General features: G+C 62.2%; 18 protein-coding genes. 9 read left to right on the top strand and 9 right to left on the bottom strand.

The features are described from left to right. Positions 1-63: 63 nt before the first annotated feature. Entirely contained in the window at positions 64-2,118 is a 2,055-nt protein-coding gene (fusA, locus tag AB4Y44_RS02020; RefSeq protein WP_368698567.1) for an elongation factor G, read from the top strand. Positions 2,119-2,230: 112 nt separating this feature from the next. On the opposite strand, the gene AB4Y44_RS02015 is transcribed toward fusA, so the two are convergent. From AB4Y44_RS02015 to AB4Y44_RS02005, 3 genes are all read right to left on the bottom strand, one after another. Then, entirely contained in the window at positions 2,231-2,599 is a 369-nt protein-coding gene (locus tag AB4Y44_RS02015; RefSeq protein ID WP_368698566.1) for a hypothetical protein, read from the bottom strand. Positions 2,600-2,797: 198 nt separating this feature from the next. Next, positions 2,798-3,880 (bottom strand): T6SS immunity protein Tli4 family protein, encoded by a 1,083-nt coding sequence (locus AB4Y44_RS02010; RefSeq protein ID WP_368698565.1) that lies wholly within the window; start codon positions 3,878-3,880, stop codon positions 2,798-2,800. Next, positions 3,877-5,442, bottom strand: a complete 1,566-nt coding sequence (locus AB4Y44_RS02005) for an esterase/lipase family protein (protein ID WP_368698564.1) — start codon at positions 5,440-5,442, stop codon at positions 3,877-3,879. Before AB4Y44_RS02005 ends, AB4Y44_RS02010 begins: the two co-directional genes overlap by 4 nt. Before the next feature lie 357 nt (positions 5,443-5,799). On the opposite strand from AB4Y44_RS02005, the gene AB4Y44_RS02000 reads away from it, so the two are divergent. Together AB4Y44_RS02000 and AB4Y44_RS01995 are read left to right on the top strand one after the other, a co-directional pair. Continuing rightward, entirely contained in the window at positions 5,800-6,516 is a 717-nt protein-coding gene (locus AB4Y44_RS02000) for a TetR/AcrR family transcriptional regulator (RefSeq protein WP_368698563.1), read from the top strand. 76 nt (positions 6,517-6,592) lie between these two features. Further along, on the top strand, positions 6,593-7,513 hold the full coding sequence (locus AB4Y44_RS01995; protein WP_368698562.1) for an alpha/beta fold hydrolase: 921 nt from the start codon (positions 6,593-6,595) through the stop codon (positions 7,511-7,513). A gap of 12 nt (positions 7,514-7,525) precedes the next feature. On the opposite strand, the gene AB4Y44_RS01990 is transcribed toward AB4Y44_RS01995, so the two are convergent. Genes AB4Y44_RS01990 through AB4Y44_RS01980 form a run of 3 tightly spaced genes read right to left on the bottom strand, consistent with a single transcriptional unit; the run spans position 7,526 to position 8,776 of the window. Further along, entirely contained in the window at positions 7,526-8,269 is a 744-nt protein-coding gene (locus AB4Y44_RS01990; protein WP_069266943.1) for a response regulator, read from the bottom strand. Continuing rightward, the gene (locus AB4Y44_RS01985) at positions 8,232-8,396 is read right to left on the bottom strand and encodes a hypothetical protein (protein ID WP_165979342.1); all 165 of its coding nucleotides are present in this window, start codon (positions 8,394-8,396) and stop codon (positions 8,232-8,234) included. The genes AB4Y44_RS01990 and AB4Y44_RS01985 overlap by 38 nt, the downstream gene beginning before the upstream one ends. Continuing rightward, entirely contained in the window at positions 8,393-8,776 is a 384-nt protein-coding gene (locus tag AB4Y44_RS01980) for a GFA family protein (RefSeq protein WP_368698561.1), read from the bottom strand. Before AB4Y44_RS01980 ends, AB4Y44_RS01985 begins: the two co-directional genes overlap by 4 nt. A 233-nt stretch (positions 8,777-9,009) precedes the next feature. On the opposite strand from AB4Y44_RS01980, the gene AB4Y44_RS01975 reads away from it, so the two are divergent. Continuing rightward, positions 9,010-9,375, top strand: a complete 366-nt coding sequence (locus AB4Y44_RS01975; RefSeq protein ID WP_133181087.1) for a hypothetical protein — start codon at positions 9,010-9,012, stop codon at positions 9,373-9,375. Positions 9,376-9,421: 46 nt separating this feature from the next. On the opposite strand, the gene AB4Y44_RS01970 is transcribed toward AB4Y44_RS01975, so the two are convergent. Beyond that, a complete protein-coding gene (locus AB4Y44_RS01970) occupies positions 9,422-10,738 on the bottom strand; it encodes an ATP-binding protein (RefSeq protein WP_368698705.1) in 1,317 nt (438 codons plus the stop codon). Between the two features lie 186 nt (positions 10,739-10,924). After that, on the bottom strand, positions 10,925-11,845 hold the full coding sequence (locus AB4Y44_RS01965; RefSeq protein ID WP_368698560.1) for a LysR family transcriptional regulator: 921 nt from the start codon (positions 11,843-11,845) through the stop codon (positions 10,925-10,927). A gap of 142 nt (positions 11,846-11,987) precedes the next feature. Here AB4Y44_RS01965 and AB4Y44_RS01960 point away from each other — a divergent pair, with 142 nt between their 5' ends. Then, complete coding sequence (locus tag AB4Y44_RS01960) at positions 11,988-12,971, top strand: aldo/keto reductase (RefSeq protein WP_368698559.1); 984 nt, start codon at positions 11,988-11,990, stop codon at positions 12,969-12,971. A 19-nt stretch (positions 12,972-12,990) separates the two neighbouring features. On the opposite strand, the gene AB4Y44_RS01955 is transcribed toward AB4Y44_RS01960, so the two are convergent. Continuing rightward, positions 12,991-13,257 (bottom strand): hypothetical protein, encoded by a 267-nt coding sequence (locus AB4Y44_RS01955; RefSeq protein ID WP_368698558.1) that lies wholly within the window; start codon positions 13,255-13,257, stop codon positions 12,991-12,993. A gap of 199 nt (positions 13,258-13,456) precedes the next feature. Here AB4Y44_RS01955 and AB4Y44_RS01950 point away from each other — a divergent pair, with 199 nt between their 5' ends. The 4 genes from AB4Y44_RS01950 to AB4Y44_RS01935 form a co-directional block, all read left to right on the top strand. Then, positions 13,457-13,585: a hypothetical protein gene (locus AB4Y44_RS01950; protein ID WP_368698557.1), complete on the top strand. Its 129-nt coding sequence runs from the start codon at positions 13,457-13,459 to the stop codon at positions 13,583-13,585. Positions 13,586-13,665: 80 nt separating this feature from the next. Further along, positions 13,666-14,262, top strand: coding sequence for a GNAT family N-acetyltransferase (locus AB4Y44_RS01945; RefSeq protein ID WP_368698556.1), 597 nt, complete (start codon positions 13,666-13,668; stop codon positions 14,260-14,262). Positions 14,263-14,636: 374 nt separating this feature from the next. Further along, positions 14,637-15,008, top strand: a complete 372-nt coding sequence (locus tag AB4Y44_RS01940; RefSeq protein ID WP_342919610.1) for a hypothetical protein — start codon at positions 14,637-14,639, stop codon at positions 15,006-15,008. A 126-nt stretch (positions 15,009-15,134) separates the two neighbouring features. Next, positions 15,135-15,327 (top strand): transposase domain-containing protein (locus AB4Y44_RS01935; RefSeq protein WP_368698555.1); only part of this gene is annotated, 193 nt, incomplete at its 3' end.

Genomic DNA, 15,327 nt, shown 5'->3' with positions numbered 1-15,327 from the left:
ATTGGCAGAGCACGGAAATATCGCCAATAATTGCCGAACATCCACTAACGGACGACGGCGGCCATGGATTACAGTCCCGAAGCCATCCGCACGATCGCTCTGGTCGGCCATGCCGGCTGCGGCAAGACCTCGCTTGCCGAAGCGCTCCTGCACCAGGGCGGCGCGCTGCACGCGCCAGGCAGCGTGAATCGCGGCACCGCCCTCTGCGATTTCGATCCCCTCGAACGCAAGTACCACCACTCCCTCAACTCCGCCATCGCCCACCTAGACCACCAGGACACGCGCATCTACCTGCTCGACACACCCGGCTACCCGGACTTCGCCGGCATGTCGATGAGCGCGCTGCCCGCGGTGGAAACAGCGGCCATCGTCATCAATGCACGCACCGGCATCGAAATGACGACGACCCGCATGATGGCGTACGCGCAGCAACGCAAGCTGTGCCGGATGATCATCGTGAACGGCATCGACGCCGAAAAGGTCGATTTGCCGGGGCTTCTCGAGCAGATCCAGGAGACCTTCGGCAAGACCTGCCTGCCGATCAATCTGCCTGCGCAGGGCGGCAGCGAAGTGGTGGACTGCTTTTTCAACCCGGCCGGCGAGGCCGATTTTTATTCAGTGGAAGCAGCGCACAATGCGCTCGTCGACCAGGTGATCGAACTCGATCCCGAGTTGATGGAGTTGTACCTCGAACAAGGCGAAGCCATCAGCCCCGAGCAACTGCACGAGCCGTTCGAACGCGCGCTGCGCGAAGGCCATCTTGTGCCGGTCTGCTTCACCTCCACGGCGACCGGTGCGGGCATCGCGCAACTGCTCGACGTGTTCGTGCGGCTCTTGCCCAATGTCACCGAAGGCAATCCGCCGCTGTTCTACCGCGAAGTGGAGGGCAAGGAAGGCAAGGAGCCCGTGCGCGCCGAGCCGGATGCCGACAAGCACGTGCTCGCGCATGTGTTCAAGATCGTGATGGACCCGTATATCGGCAAGGTGGCCGTGTTTCGCATTCATCAGGGTACGGTGACGCGCGACAGCCAGCTTTATATCGGCAACGCGCGACAGCCGTTCAAGGTGGCGCATCTGCTGATGCTGCAGGGCAAGGAGCATACGGAGGTGCAGCGCGCGGGTCCTGGCAATATCTGCGCGGTGGCGAAGGCCGACGACATCGGCTTCGACGCCGTGCTGCACGACGCGCCCGAGGACGGCAACATCCACCTCACGCCGCCTGCGTTTCCCAATCCGATTTACGGTCTCGCTATCGAGCCGGCGCGGCCCGGCAACGAGCAGCGCGTGTGGGAAGTGCTGCAAAAGCTCGCGGCGGAAGATCCCTGCCTGCAGATCGATCACCCCGAAGGGACCAATGAAACCGTGGTGCGCGGGCTGGGCGAACTGCACTTGCGCTACATGCTGGAGCGGCTCACCGACCAGTACAAACTCGAAGTCGTGACGCGCCCGCCGACGATTGCGTGGCGCGAGACGATTGGCGGCAAAGCCGAGGGCCATTGCCGCCACAAGAAGCAGACGGGCGGCGCGGGCCAGTTCGGCGAAGTCATGCTGCGCGTGGAGCCCCTGCCGCGCGGCGCGGGCTTCGAGTTCGTGGATGCCGTGAAAGGCGGCGCGATTCCTTCGCAGTTCATGCCGGCCGTGGAAAAGGGCATCTTGCAGGTGATCGACAGCGGACCGCTCGCGGGCTTTCCCATGCAGGACGTGCGTGTGATCGTGTACGACGGCAAGCACCATCCGGTGGATTCGAAGGAAGTGGCGTTCGTTACCGCGGGGCGCAAGGCGTTTATCGATGCGGTGCTGAAAGCGCAGCCTATCGTGCTCGAACCGATTGTCGACATCGAAGTCATGACGCCCGAGGCCGCGATGGGCGACATCATCGGCGATCTTTCTTCTCGACGTGGGCAGGTGCATGGCACGCGCACGATGGGCGGACAGGCGATGGTCATTGCGGGGAAGGTGCCGCTTGCCGAGCTCAACGATTATCAGTCGCGGCTGAATTCACTCGCGGGCGGGCATGGCAATTACAGCATTCAGTTGAGCCACTACGATCCAGTGCCGCCGACGCATCAGGAAAGGCTCGCGGCGCAGCATAAGGGGCGGGGGGAGAGTGTGGAGTGAGGGGCTCAGGATTGGTGACGGCGAGGCGCCCGGATTGATGCCCGCAGCAATGCAACGGGCTTGGGCGCACTACCATACCTGAACCGCCGCCGCTTTTCTCCGTATCTGTCGTTCAAGATAGCAACCACTCAGCCGCAATCGCGAGCGCGAGTATCGCCATGCAGTGCAGCGCTATTCCATATCGATAGTGGATCGTGGTCCGCATATCGGGTTCGCACGCCCACCTGCGCAACACGATCTTAATTAGTGCCGTAATGGCCCATAGGAATGAATATAGCAGGGCTCCTCCGAGAATAAACACGTCTCCAATACCGACTGCCAAATCTTGCCACCCTCCTTGATGGTCCGTGTTGTGATTCCATACCAGAAGAGTAATAACAAAGAACGCTTCCGCGCCGAAAGCGCACACCAACAGCAGCGGAAAATCATCACTTTCCTTCGATCGATATTGTGTCAATTTCGTCTGTTGGCGATTCACCATATTTCCCAAGTTCCTCTTGATTCTTCCGATCGTTGACGACTTCATCTGACATGGCGGAGGACTTGCACTAACAGCGGATTCAGCCGATCGCGACATCGGTTTTACTGGTCTGGGATGCCGCCTACGTCGCGTCAAACGCCACCGTTTTGCGCTATGCCCATCGTCTTGTTTGAAGTTCTTTTTTTGCTCACACGTGTTTCAGAGCGCTCCGGGCCTCATCCGCACGGTCCTCGATACGGCATCCCACAGCGCAACGGCTTCGCCGGTGGAGAGTGATCCCCTGTCCAGCTTCACAAACTTCCCCTGAATCAGCAGTTGTCCCCCGGTATACATATCCAGAGACAAATACGGCGAAGTCGGCCCGCTCGTAGTTTCATTGACAGTAAGCGTAAATAAGTTGCCGCGGCCGCCCCCAGGTCGCCTGGTCTCGCTCAACCATTCCTCGGCCTTCAGACCCGACAGGTCCACGATACCCTTCCTGATATCACTACTGTCTGCCGCTTTGAACATCGCACGGACTTCCGGGCTTTCGATGCGCTGCAGGAGCGTCGTATTTCCTTGAGGCTCAGTATCGACCGATACGTCGAACGAGACGTCGCGGTTATTCGCCATCCTAAATCCGCTGTCTACGTATTGATCGCTTGACGCCGCGCTCGGGAAGAAGCCGCCCGCGAAGCATACCCCCGGCTCGGATGGAATCTCCTCTTTTGGGCGACCTCGTAGTCTCCCAAGCAGAGTCAATACCACCCCTACTTTCTCCCGAAGTCTGTTCTTGACCGTCATCTTCTGCACCAACACGTCATTGGTCTGATCCGGGTGGGTATAGTCAAAGGTTTCGACCTTAAGTGAGATCCGATACCCGTGCTCCCACATGTACGCTTCAATCTGCCGCGTGGCTGGATCAGAATAGACCGAGCCGCGATGTATGAAATAGCGCGCCTCTTTTGCGAATACGCTTTCCGCAGAGTACAAGAATGGATACGCGTCAATGCTTTTCGTCCCCTTCAGTTGCGCTTCACGTTGCGAGACTTCCTGCCGGTACGCGTCTTCGGTCATCGCTTTCGTTTCTATATTGACGCCCCCAATTGTTGCATAGCCGCTTTCAGTTGCGTCCTCCGGCAAGTCGATTAAGTAGCGGCCCACACAACGCGTTTTCAGATTTCCAGTCAGTTCGGTCACGGTATGTTTTTCCTCTTGACTTAACGGTCCCGATTGGTGATTGCATCCGGCGATTGTGAAGATCACACAGCCGGTTGCCAGAATTTTTCCGATTCCTTTCATGCCTTGTAGTCCAAGTTCGTTCCCTTGACGCTCTGCACGATGCGCGTAATGGCATGAAGGGTGAAGAGACGGGTTGCGTGCAGGTTGTAGGCCTTCTCGTGTTTAACATCGGCAAAGCCTGTGCACGAGCGCACCTGATGGCCGGGAGCACGCCCCGAACGAACCGGAACCGTACCATCGCCTTGTTCGTCGGCATCCCGCAAGACAAACGTGGAATACACCGTGTTTCCGCTCTGCATCGTCCTGACCATCTGACCACCAGACGCGGGGTCTCCGGTTCCACGTTTTCCGAGTAGGTCGGCAATAGGCGGGGCATCCCCGCGCAGAATCAACGGCGTCTGCTGTACCCAAGTGACGTTACCGTATGCCGGGTGTTTCTCGTCGTCGCCATAGAACGCATACGTGTTCGCATGGTATCGACAACGAATCGCAACGTGAAAACTCCGAACTCGTCGTCGAATCAAGTCAACATAAGTAATCCAATCCTGATCGACAGTTTTCTTTGCGGTGTCGAGTGGGTTGAGCAGCTGGTCATCACACAGCCCCCACCAAGTTCCACGTACCGTATAGATTTCGTCATACGGGTCTGATTCCGGCAGCGCAACAAACGCGAGACCATCCCTAATGTTGAGCCAACGCATACCGTAATCGTGGCTCGGCAGCAATTGCAGCGGGCCGGGTGCGCTCCCGACTACTGCGGTCATCGCCGCCGCTGTGGGCCCCACCGCCATTCCTGTCACTTCCTCTGTTCCAGCCTTCATCCGCTTGTAGGTGGCGGCCGCGCCCGTGGCAGGCATCACGCCATGCACAATACCCAGCACCTTGTCGCGCTTGCCCATGACTTCCGAGTAGTAGCGGGCCACCAGACCCCCCATCGAATGGGTGACGAGAATCACCTTGTCGCACTGGTACTTGAATTTTTCGCGATACCATGCCGTAATCTCTTCGATGCGCGCCGCCAGGCGAACTGCGGATATATCGTTCGATTGCAGCCAGTTGTAGCCGACCGCGTATACGGGAAACTGATATTTGTACGAGAGTGCCACCTCGTCACGTTGCAGCTTCTCCAAGCCGGGCGTAACAATGTGGCACAGACTTTCGCGTAGGCCTTTGCGTCCGTAGTCTGTGTCCGCGTGTGTGTCGTTCAGCGCATTCTCGAGCCACACCAGCCACTCGCCGTAGCTTATGTTTGCAACTTCTCCCCAGCCGCGCCGGCGCAACTCATCTTCTGTCTGTGCCGTGCCGGTCGCAATCTCGCCACCACCATAAACCTGGGTCATGTCCGGGTTCAGAATGCGTTTGCGAATGGCAGGTCCCTTTTCCGCCCACAGCCCAACTGTCGTTAGGCCGTCGAGTAGCCAGACCGGTTCGACTTGTTTGCTGTCCTTTTTCGCCAGGTTCGTTCCCATGATGCCAGGCACGAACACCACTGGAATGACGCGGCGCGGGATCATGTAGCAGACAGCTGTACTGTCGTCAGGCGGTGAAGTAAATGACGAGTAGTGAACCGATCCGTCTTCAGCAGTCTTCGACTGAATGATGCGATCTTGTTGTGTAGCCAATGCACATTTCTCCCATTTTCGAGCGATGCGCTAACGAAAGGAACAGACACGGAACCACGCATGCAGATGGCCTGCTTGCCAGTGTTGGCGGCATGTGCGGCGTAGTGGATCGGGATTGCGCAACCTGGGAGGCCTCGCAATGCTGAGATTGTTCAGCCCGTCTCGCGCTTATAACGTGCGGCCGGCGCTACCTCAATCGCTCCGAGTCCGAAAATTCGGCTCCCCTTGACGGATCGCAATGCTGTGGAGGTATTGATCTACCTTTAGATCTTCTGATTGACCACGAATGGCAGTATTTGTGTTCGCAGGCACATGCGTCTTCGCACCACATCGCAAACGACACCAATAAGGACCGGCGTGAACTGCTGGCACGCTCCGAATCAGGTGTTCGAGATCAGAATATTCGACCGTATCACCTTGATTAGGAAACGAACATTTCCTATAATCTCCCCCATGGCATCCGAGCACCCGTCCCAACCCCTGGCCCGCAGCCCCGGCCGCCCACGCGAATTCGACATGGCAACCGTCGTGGATGGCGCCGTGCGCGTCTTCCGCGAGCGCGGCTACCACGCCACTTCCGTAGGCGACCTCAGCGAAGCAACGGGCCTGACCGCAGGGAGCCTCTACAAGGCATTCGGCGACAAGCGCGGCGTCTTTCTCGCCGCGTTCGACCACTACGTCACCACACGCAACGCCGAATTGCGCCACCGCATCGACAAGCAGTCCAAAGCAAGCGAGAAGATTCGCGTCATCTTCCTCTTCTACGCCGAATCGTCGCACGGCAGCGAGGGCCGGCGCGGCTGCCTCGTGGTTTCCAGCGCAACGGCGCTCGCCACTTTCGACGACGAAGTCGCCACGCGCGTCGAAGCCGCCATGCGGCGCACCGAAGAGATGCTGCGCGAACTCCTCCAGCAAGGCCAGCAAGACGGTTCGGTTGCAGCGGAAATCCATGTCCCGGCGATGGCGCGTACCTTGCTCGCCCTGCTCCACGGCTTACGTTTGATCGGCAAATCCGGCCGCACGCAGCGGGACATGCTAGCCGCCGCCGACGAAGCCATGCGCTTGCTGCGTTGAAATTTTTTTGGCTAATTTGGAAATGATTATTTCCAATCGATGTCAACGTTCCCTGAACCCATAGGAGTGTCACGCCTTGAGTACGCCCCCACGCATCATTGACCACGGTCCAGCGTCGCTGGCCGATCCCATCGTGCCCGGCTTCGCGCATCGCTTCGAAACCATCGAAGGCACGCGGCTCCACTACGTGATCGGCGGAAAACAGGATGGCGAAACAGTCGTGCTGCTGGCCGGCTATCCGCAAAGCTGGTTCGCGTGGCGCAAGGTCATGCCGCTGCTCGAGGAGCGTTATCGCGTGATCGCACCGGACCTGCCCGGCCAGGGCGACTCCGACCACCCACAGGGTGGCTACGACACCCAATCGCTCGCGACCGCCCTGCACGCATTGCTCGGCAAGCTCGGAGCGCGCCGCTACCACCTCGCCGCCCACGACGTCGGCGCCTGGGTCGCTTACCCCTATGCGGCGCTATTCGGCGATGAAGTGTCGAGCCTTGCGTTGCTCGACGCCGGCATTCCCGGCGTCACGCTGCCGGATGCACTGCCCGTCGCGCCCGAGCGCGCGTGGCGCACCTGGCACTTCGCCTTCCATGCGGTGCCCGATCTGCCGGAGTTGCTGATAGCGGGCAACGAGCGCGCGTATCTGGAGTGGTTTCTGCGCCGCAAAACGGCGAATCCGCAAACCTTCACGGATGCCGATATCGACGAGTATCTGCGCGTGTTTACGAAGGAAGGCGGATTGCGCGCAGGGCTGGCCTACTACCGCGCGGCCGACGTTTCGGCGCGCCAGAATCGCGAGTTGCGTACGCGCGGCAAATTGCGGATGCCCGTTCTCGCGCTGAGTGCCGATCAGGGCTCGATCCCTGACATGGCCGGTCCGCTGCGCCCTTACGCCGATGAGGTGCAAGGCGCGACGCTGGCCCATTGCGGTCATTTCCTGCCGGAGGAGCAACCCGCGGCCGTGGCCGAAGCACTGCTGCGTTTCTTCGGCCAAGCCTGACGCGGGCCGGCGTTACTCCGGTGCTTCGACCGTGGTCACCGCCGAGGAGAACACATACCCCTCGCTGCGCAGCGTCTTGATGTACCGCGGCTCGCGCGCCTCGTCGCGCAGGCGTTGGCGCAGCCGGCTCACGAGCAGGTCGATCGAGCGGTCGAACGCGTCGGCCTGGCGGCCTTGCGTGAGGCTCAGCAACTGGTCGCGCGTGAGCACGCGCTGCGGATGGTCGAGAAACACGCGCAACAGCCGGTATTCCGCGCCGCTCAGCGCGACGATCGTGCCCTCGGCGTCGAGCAGATGCCGCGCCGTGGTGTCGAGTCGCCAGTCGCCGAACGCGAGCAGTTGCGCCGCCTCGCTCACTTCCATGCCCGGCGGCAGCATGCGTGTGCGGCGCAGCACCGAGCGGATGCGCGCGAATAGTTCACGCACGGCGAAGGGCTTGGGCAGGTAGTCGTCGGCGCCCATTTCGAGGCCCACGATGCGGTCCGTCTCCTCATTGCGCGCGGTAAGCATCACCACGGGCACGGCGCGGAACTTGCCCGCGCGCAGTTCGCGGCACAGCACGAGCCCGTCGTCGCCGGGCATCATGAGGTCGAGCACGATCAGGTCGGGCGCGCCGCCCTCCAGCACCGAGCGCATTTCGCGCCCGTTCGCGGCCAGCGACACGCGCATGCCGTTCTTTTCGAGGTAGGCTCCGACCAGTTCACGTATGCCGCGATCGTCATCGACGATCAGAACGTGATCCATCTTTTCCGTCATTGGTATTTTTCTCCTTGCGCGCGAGGCGTGAACGGGTTTCTGCGATGCACGAACAGTACACCGGATGCGCAATCTCCGCAGCCAGGCCGCTCGCCGCGAAGAACAGGATGGCGAGCAGGCGTTTCATGCGTCCTCCACCAGGGAAAGACTAGCACCGTCGGCAACCGACGCTTCGAGCGCGTAGACATCCACGCCCTCCAGGCAGCCGAGATTGACGCGCCAGCGCGCCGGGTCTCTGCGCGTCTGGTGAAACGGATAAATGCCACAGTGCCTGCAGAAATAGTGCTTCGCCACGCGCATATTGAACTGGTACAGCGTGAGCGCGTCTTCGCCCGCGAGGATCGTCAGTTCGCTTCCCTCGAAGGGCGGGCTCATCAGCGCGCCCTTGCGGCGGCACAAGCTGCAGTTGCAACGCCCGGCCGGCTCGATCGGCGCGTGGACTTCGAACTTTACCGCACCGCAATGACAGGAACCCCTCCAGCGGGTCGTGCTCGTCGACGTGCTCATCTTGCTCTCCATTGATTTCGATGGGTGATGGATAGCGCGCCACCCGCCGCGTACAACCTGGAACCGCCCCGCCCGATTCGGGACGACAATGTCCGCTAGCGCCCATCCGGCGCGCCGCATATCGACCTGAAATGGCCGGCGATGACCACAGCCGGGCCAGCCACAAACCGGCATTGTTTATGCTCGCAAGCTGATAGCGAGCGAAACGCAGAGAACGGCTCCAGGAGGTCCCCATGAAATGTCTGCGCATCTACGCCGACGCCCAGGGTGAGTCCCATTTCGAGGACATCGATATCCCGCTCACGCCGCTCGAGCTCTTTCCCAACATCCCGCCCATTTACCTGTCGACGTGGGAGCCGGCGAAGGCGGTGCGCTTCGGCTGGGTGCCGGCCGGCCTCAAGGAGGCGGACTGGCACACTACGCCGGTTCGTCAGTTCGTGATCTGGATGACCGGCTGGGTCGAGTTCGAAACGAGCGACGGCGACACGCGCCACTGCGAGCCGGGCACGGTCGTGCTGTGCGAAGACACCATTGGCAAGGGCCATCGCTCGCGCCACCCCGAGGAAGGCCAGTTCAACGTGTTCATTCCGCTCGCCTGAGCCACCGCCTGACCCACGCGACCGGGCGCTCGCGGCGCGCCGCCTTTCACGCTTGCGCACCGCTGAGCACGAGCCGCCCTTCCAGCCCGCCTTCGGGCCGGTTGCGCAGCGTGAGCTCTGCGCCCATCGCCACGGCGAGCTGGCGCGAGATCGCGAGGCCCAGGCCCGTGCCGCCCGTGCCCCGGTTGCGCGACGTTTCGAGCCGGTAGAACGGCTCGAATACCTTATCGAGCGCTTCCTCGGGAATGCCGGGACCGCTGTCGAGCACCGAGATCGTGACGGTCTTGTCCTGCGGCGACGCGCTCACCTCGATGGCCGCCGTGCTCCCATACTTCAGCGCGTTATCGACGAGATTGCCGACGATGCGGCGCAGCGCCTGCACGCGCGTGACGATCGCCACGTTCAGGCGGCGCTCGAAGGTCACGGGCGAGCCCGCATCCACGTAGTCGCATACGAGGCTGTCGAGCAGCGCGTCGAGGTCGACGCGGGCGGGCGCTTCGCCGGTGCCGTGCAGCGTACGCGCGTAGGCCACACCCTCCTTCACCAGCTGCTCCATCTCGTGCAGGTCCTGGGCGAGCTTGCCCGCTTGCGCTTCGTCGTCCATCTGGTCCACGCGCAGCCGCATGCGCGTGATCGGCGTCTGGAGATCGTGGGAGATGGCCGCCAGAATCTGCATGCGCTCGGCCACGTGCGCCGAGATGCGCTCCTGCATCGCGTTGAACGCGCGCGCCGCGCGCGCCACTTCGGAGGGCCCTTCTTCCTCCAGACGTTCCGCCTTCAGGTCGGGACCGAGCGCGTCGGCCACGCGCGCGAGTTCGTGCAGCGGCCGCGTGGCGGTGCGCACCGCGAACCAGCAGCACGCCGCCAGCACGACGAGCTGGGCGATGAGCACGGCCGGCAGCCAGCCCGACAGGGGCAGGGCGGGACCCGGGCGGTAATCGATCGTGAGCGGCGAGCCGTCCGACAGCTGCAGGTGAATCTGCAAGCGTTCGTGCTTGCCGGGCACCGAATTGGTCGTGAGCACGTACTTGTCGCCCAGGCCCGCCGCAATGGCCGAGGCCACGTTCTTCGAGCGGCTCGCTTCGGGCGGCTCGCCCGGCGTGCCGGGACCGAGGATGAAGCTATAGGTGCGCCGCGCGAGCTGCGGCAGCCACGCGGCGCGTTCGGCAGCGGGCAGATGGTCGAGCAGCGCCACGGAGATGGCGACTTCGCGCGAGATGTAATTGGTCATCATGTTCGCGGTGGCGTCGTTGCGCTCGGTCATCGTGAGTTTGAACGACAGCCCCTGCGCGAGCGCGAGGCCGATGCAAAGGATCAGGGCGAGGCGCGCGAACAGCGTGCGCGGCCAGTGCAGCGCGCTCATTGCCGCGCCGCCCGCTAAAACCAGCGGTGTGCGGCGGGCCGCAAGTCCATCGGCGTGCATGTTCGGACTCCGTGTGCAGGGAATGATGCGTTTATACCCTATGCCGCGAGCGGCTTTGTATCTCACTGTATCGGTGCGGGCGCGGGACACAATACATTGCAGGCTTGTTCGTTTCACCGCGTCCTTTCACGTTTGCGGCTTGCGCTGCGGTGCGGTATCGGCCCATTCGCGCACGGCCTGCGCGAACAGACGCAGCGCCGCGGGCGGATGGCGATTGGCCGGATAGTACAGGCAGAGCCCCGAAAACACCGGCCCCCACTCGGGCAGCAGGTGGACGAGCCGCCCGGCGGCCACATGCTCGGCCACGAGCGTTTCCGGCACCCAGGCCACGCCCACCCCGGCGAGCGCCGCCTCCACCATCAGGTTGAGGTTGCCGAGCGTGAGCGGCCCGTCCACGTCGATGCTGGCGCTCTTGCCGCGGTGCGCGAAATCCCAGCGGAACAGTGCACCGCTCTCGAAGCGAAAGCGGATGCAGCGGTGCTGCTCCAGGTCGTGCGGCGCGCGCGGCGGCGCGTGCTGCGCCAGATACGCGGGCGAGGCCACCGCCCCAAAGCGCATGTCCTGCGTGAAGCGCACGGCGATCATGTCGCGCGGCACGTCTTCGAGCACGCGCACGCCGGCGTCGAACCCGCCCGCCACGATGTCCACGAGCCGCGAATCCGCCACGAACTCCACGCGGATGTCCGGATAGCGGGCAAGGAACCCCGGCAACACATGACGAATGAGCGGGCGCGCGCCCGATTCCGAGGCGCTGATGCGGATCGATCCCGAGGGCCGGTTGCTCGCGGTCGCGACGTCGTTGACGGCGTCTTCGAGATCGGCCATGGCCGGCCGCACGCGGCCGAGCAACTGCTCGCCCGCCTCGGTCAGCGCCACGGAGCGCGTGGTGCGGTTCAGGAGGCGCACGCCGAGCTTCGCCTCCAGGTTGCGCACGGTATGGCTCAGCGCGGAAGGCGAAACGCCCAGCACGCGCGCTGCGCCGCTGAAGCTGCGCTGCTCGGCGATCGTCACGAAGGCCGTCAGTTCGGATAAGCCGGTGCGCACCATTTGTGAATTTCCCTCAATACCCCATGCAAGTTTAGCGGGATTGTTGAGCGGCCTGCAGCAACCTACACTCGGTCGGGTAGAAGGCGGCTCCCGGGCGAACGGGAGCGCCGGTCATTTCAGTTCACGCAAAAAGGAGCAAGACATGCAAAAGCGCACACTCGGCAAGAACGGCCTCGAAGTTTCCGCGTTGGGCCTTGGCTGCATGGGCTTAAGCTTCGGCTACGGCCCCGCCACCGAAAAGAACGACGCGATTCGCCTGATCCGCAAGGCGTTCGAGCGCGGCGTCACGTTCTTCGACACGGCCGAAGTCTACGGGCCCTTCGTCAACGAAGAACTGGTCGGCGAGGCGCTCGCGCCGATTCGCGACCAGGTGGTGATCGCCACGAAGTTCGGCTTTCAGGACGGCGATTCGAAGAAGCCCATGGACAGCCGCCCCGAGCGCATCCGCGCCGTGGCCGAGGCGTCGCTCAAACGCCTGAAGACCGATCGCATCGACCTGTTCTATCAGCACCGCGTCGATCCGAACGTGCCCATGGAAGACGTGGCCGGCACGGTCAAGGACCTGATCCGCGAGGGCAAGGTCAAGCACTTCGGCCTTTCCGAAGCGGGCGAGCAGTCCATTCGCCGCGCCCACGCCGTGCAGCCCGTCGCGGCGCTGCAGAGCGAATATTCGCTCTGGTGGCGCGAGCCGGAACACAAGGTGATGCCGGTTCTCGAGGAGCTGGGCATCGGTTTCGTGCCGTTCAGCCCGCTCGGCAAGGGCTTTCTCACCGGCGCGATCGACGAGCGCACGTCGTTCGACCAAAGCGATTTCCGCGCCATGGTGCCACGCTTCACGGAGGAGAATCGCAAGGCGAACGCGGGGCTGGTCGACGTGCTCGGCCGCCTCGCCGAGGGCAAAGGTGCGACGCGCGCGCAGATCGCGCTGGCGTGGCTGCTCGCGCAAAAGCCGTGGATCGTGCCGATTCCTGGCACCACGAAGCTTGCGCGGCTCGACGAGAACGTGGGCGCGGCCAGTGTCGAGTTGAGCGCGGGCGATCTCGCCGCCATCGAAGCGGCGCTCAACGAGATCCAGGTCGTGGGCGACCGCTATCCGGCCCAGTGGCAGCAGCGCGTGGACCGCTAAGCCTGCGCGCGCGGCTCGCTCACACCCACAACCGGTACATCCAGAACGACTCGTCCTCGACATAGCGCTGCGCGAAGTCGGTGGGCGAGCAGCCGGTCATGCGGCGGGTCGTGCGGCTCGAGTGCGCCTGATCCGCGAAGCCTTCGTCCTGGGCGAACGCCGCCCAGTCGAAGGCCTGACCGTTGGCGAGGCGCTCCGTTGCCGCGAAATACACGCCTTCGGCCTTCACGAGCGAGTGCCACTCGCGCAGCGAACGCCCGCTGTACGCCTTGATGCTCCGCTGCATCTGGCGCTCGCGCCAGCCTGGTACTGGCGGCTCGCGGGGATCATTGCGCGAGCGGCACATGCACCGTGTCGCGAAGCACCATCTTTTTGCACCATATTTACGGGCTTCGTTCTACGCTGTACGCAGGCGATCACTGATTCGATCTCCGTACTTCCGTGCTCACGCGGCAACGCTGAGCCCCATTCTGGCGAGAGCGAACGTGCTGAAAATACTGATTCCCATCTTTGACGCGCGTGGCACGGCCGAGGCGGCCCGTCACAGTGCTTTCCTGTTCGCGATCGTCGACGCCAGCCATTTCGGCATGTTGCGCAAGCTGGGCATGCTCTAGAAGGTTTGGCGGCTGCAAGCAACGCGCATCACGCTGCTGCATCGAGGCGCCGGTTCTTTTACTCCAAAGCCGATACATTCATGATCGCAACAGAAGAACACGACGAATGGCTCAGCCTGGATCCGTCTGAAATGGTTCGGCTCCAGATCCGCCGGTTCGACATCCATCGCGATTCATCGGAATTGATTGCGAAGCTGCTTCGCAGCGCCGCCTCCAGCCTCGACAGGAAAGAGGGAATTGGCAGCTACTACGCAAGTCGCGAATCCGGGCGGCGGCGAAGCGCGAAAGCGGAGGCGTGCTTTATCGCCGCGTGCAGGGGTCAGCTTGTTGGAACGCTGACCATCGAGGGATCCAACCTCTCCTCGCCGTGCCGCCACTACCGGCGCCGGGACGTTGCAACGATTCACCGGTACGGCGTCGATCCGCGTTGGCAACATCTGGGCATTGGCCGGGCATTACTGTCGTTTGCCAATCGTTGGGCAGCGGCCCTGGGCTATGCGCAACTGGCTCTCGATACGCCAGTTGCCGCGGGCAGTCTTCTCGACTTCTACCATACGTTGGGGTTCAGGCTTGTCGATACGGTCCACTTCCCCGGTTGCGCCGATGACAGCGCCGTACTCAGTCGTCCTACATTAATTGGCTGGCGGCATGCTCATGCGTCGCACGAGCGGCACTGAATTCACTTTCCTGTGGACGGCTTTACGCTCTTTTTACTTGCCGCAGAAAGTTAGCGCATTAAAATATTGCGGTAACCCAATACGGAGATGTTCCATGAACATCCGATGTCCTCGTCCCCCTGGTTGTTCCTTGCCTGACAGACAAGACGTCTGAGCCCTCTCCTCAAGCCACCGTCTTGCCAGCAGGCAAATGGTGCGCGTCCCGGCAGCATTTCCGCACGACCCTCATTGTCATCTGAACACCGCGATTGCGGTTGATCAGCCGTCGGCTCCTACCCGATCGGTTCGCACGTCACTGCAATGCGGAAAGCACCCTAATCCTGTTCGGCCATTAGCCGAATGGATATCAACAGCAATCGATTCAGGAGTTTTCCATGTTTGAAATGAACAAGAACTACACCCGCGAATTCATCCACCAGGTCTGTGGTGGCAACAAGCAGGCATTTCTTCCCATGAAGAACGGCAAGGTCGTCGCCGCCTGTTTGCGGACGGACCTCAATCCACAAGCGCCGGATGTCATCATCTGCAACAGCAGTGCTTCTGCGAATGCGGCTGGGCGAACGCTGTCGGCACAACGCGACGCCATCCCCGTATTCATCAAGACGGACACCGACGCCTACCGGTTTGCGGGGCTGTATGCTCCTGACGAGTCCTTCGTCACCCCGCTTTCCTGCGCGCCGTATGTGCAAAACTGTGGATTGACGTCCGCGCAGGTTTCGCGCGTCATCAAGATGCAACGCCGTTAAAGCAAGGCATCTGACAAAAGCGCCCCCTTGACGTTAATGCCGTTCAGTTAAGCCTGAACGGCATTGTTGTTTTGATGGCGAGAAGGTGTTGTAAACGACGCGCCGAGCTGTTAACTTTTCGGCGCGATGCTTTCCAGTCACCTGACCTTTCTGCTCGAAGCGCAACAGCCGGCCGACCTCAGCCGGCTGGCCGAGCATCTGCCCTATGAATGGATCGAGCGGGCGGTGCAGGCTACCGGGGCGGCCAGTATTCGGCGCCGGCGTTTGCCTGCTGAACAGGTGGTCTGGCTGGTAATCGCGCTGGCGATGTACCGGCACT

Origin of the sequence: Paraburkholderia sp. BR10937, assembly GCF_040965695.1 — a bacterium.
Lineage (GTDB): Bacteria > Pseudomonadota > Gammaproteobacteria > Burkholderiales > Burkholderiaceae > Paraburkholderia.
This window is presented reverse-complemented; position numbering and strand designations above follow the sequence as displayed.

Excerpts from the sequence above, each read along its gene's own strand:
- AB4Y44_RS02010 (WP_368698565.1), bottom strand. The coding sequence starts at position 3,880 with ATGAAAGGAATCGGAAAAATTCTGGCAACCGGCTGTGTGATCTTCACA.
- AB4Y44_RS01945 (WP_368698556.1), top strand. The coding sequence starts at position 13,666 with ATGATCGCAACAGAAGAACACGACGAATGGCTCAGCCTGGATCCGTCT.
- AB4Y44_RS01985 (WP_165979342.1), bottom strand. The coding sequence starts at position 8,396 with ATGAAACGCCTGCTCGCCATCCTGTTCTTCGCGGCGAGCGGCCTGGCT.
- AB4Y44_RS01940 (WP_342919610.1), top strand. The coding sequence starts at position 14,637 with ATGTTTGAAATGAACAAGAACTACACCCGCGAATTCATCCACCAGGTC.
- AB4Y44_RS01980 (WP_368698561.1), bottom strand. The coding sequence starts at position 8,776 with ATGAGCACGTCGACGAGCACGACCCGCTGGAGGGGTTCCTGTCATTGC.
- AB4Y44_RS01990 (WP_069266943.1), bottom strand. The coding sequence starts at position 8,269 with ATGACGGAAAAGATGGATCACGTTCTGATCGTCGATGACGATCGCGGC.
- AB4Y44_RS01960 (WP_368698559.1), top strand. The coding sequence starts at position 11,988 with ATGCAAAAGCGCACACTCGGCAAGAACGGCCTCGAAGTTTCCGCGTTG.
- AB4Y44_RS01970 (WP_368698705.1), bottom strand. The coding sequence starts at position 10,738 with ATGAGCGCGCTGCACTGGCCGCGCACGCTGTTCGCGCGCCTCGCCCTG.
- AB4Y44_RS02015 (WP_368698566.1), bottom strand. The coding sequence starts at position 2,599 with ATGGTGAATCGCCAACAGACGAAATTGACACAATATCGATCGAAGGAA.
- AB4Y44_RS01955 (WP_368698558.1), bottom strand. The coding sequence starts at position 13,257 with ATGCAGCGGAGCATCAAGGCGTACAGCGGGCGTTCGCTGCGCGAGTGG.
- AB4Y44_RS01965 (WP_368698560.1), bottom strand. The coding sequence starts at position 11,845 with ATGGTGCGCACCGGCTTATCCGAACTGACGGCCTTCGTGACGATCGCC.
- AB4Y44_RS01975 (WP_133181087.1), top strand. The coding sequence starts at position 9,010 with ATGAAATGTCTGCGCATCTACGCCGACGCCCAGGGTGAGTCCCATTTC.
- fusA (WP_368698567.1), top strand. The coding sequence starts at position 64 with ATGGATTACAGTCCCGAAGCCATCCGCACGATCGCTCTGGTCGGCCAT.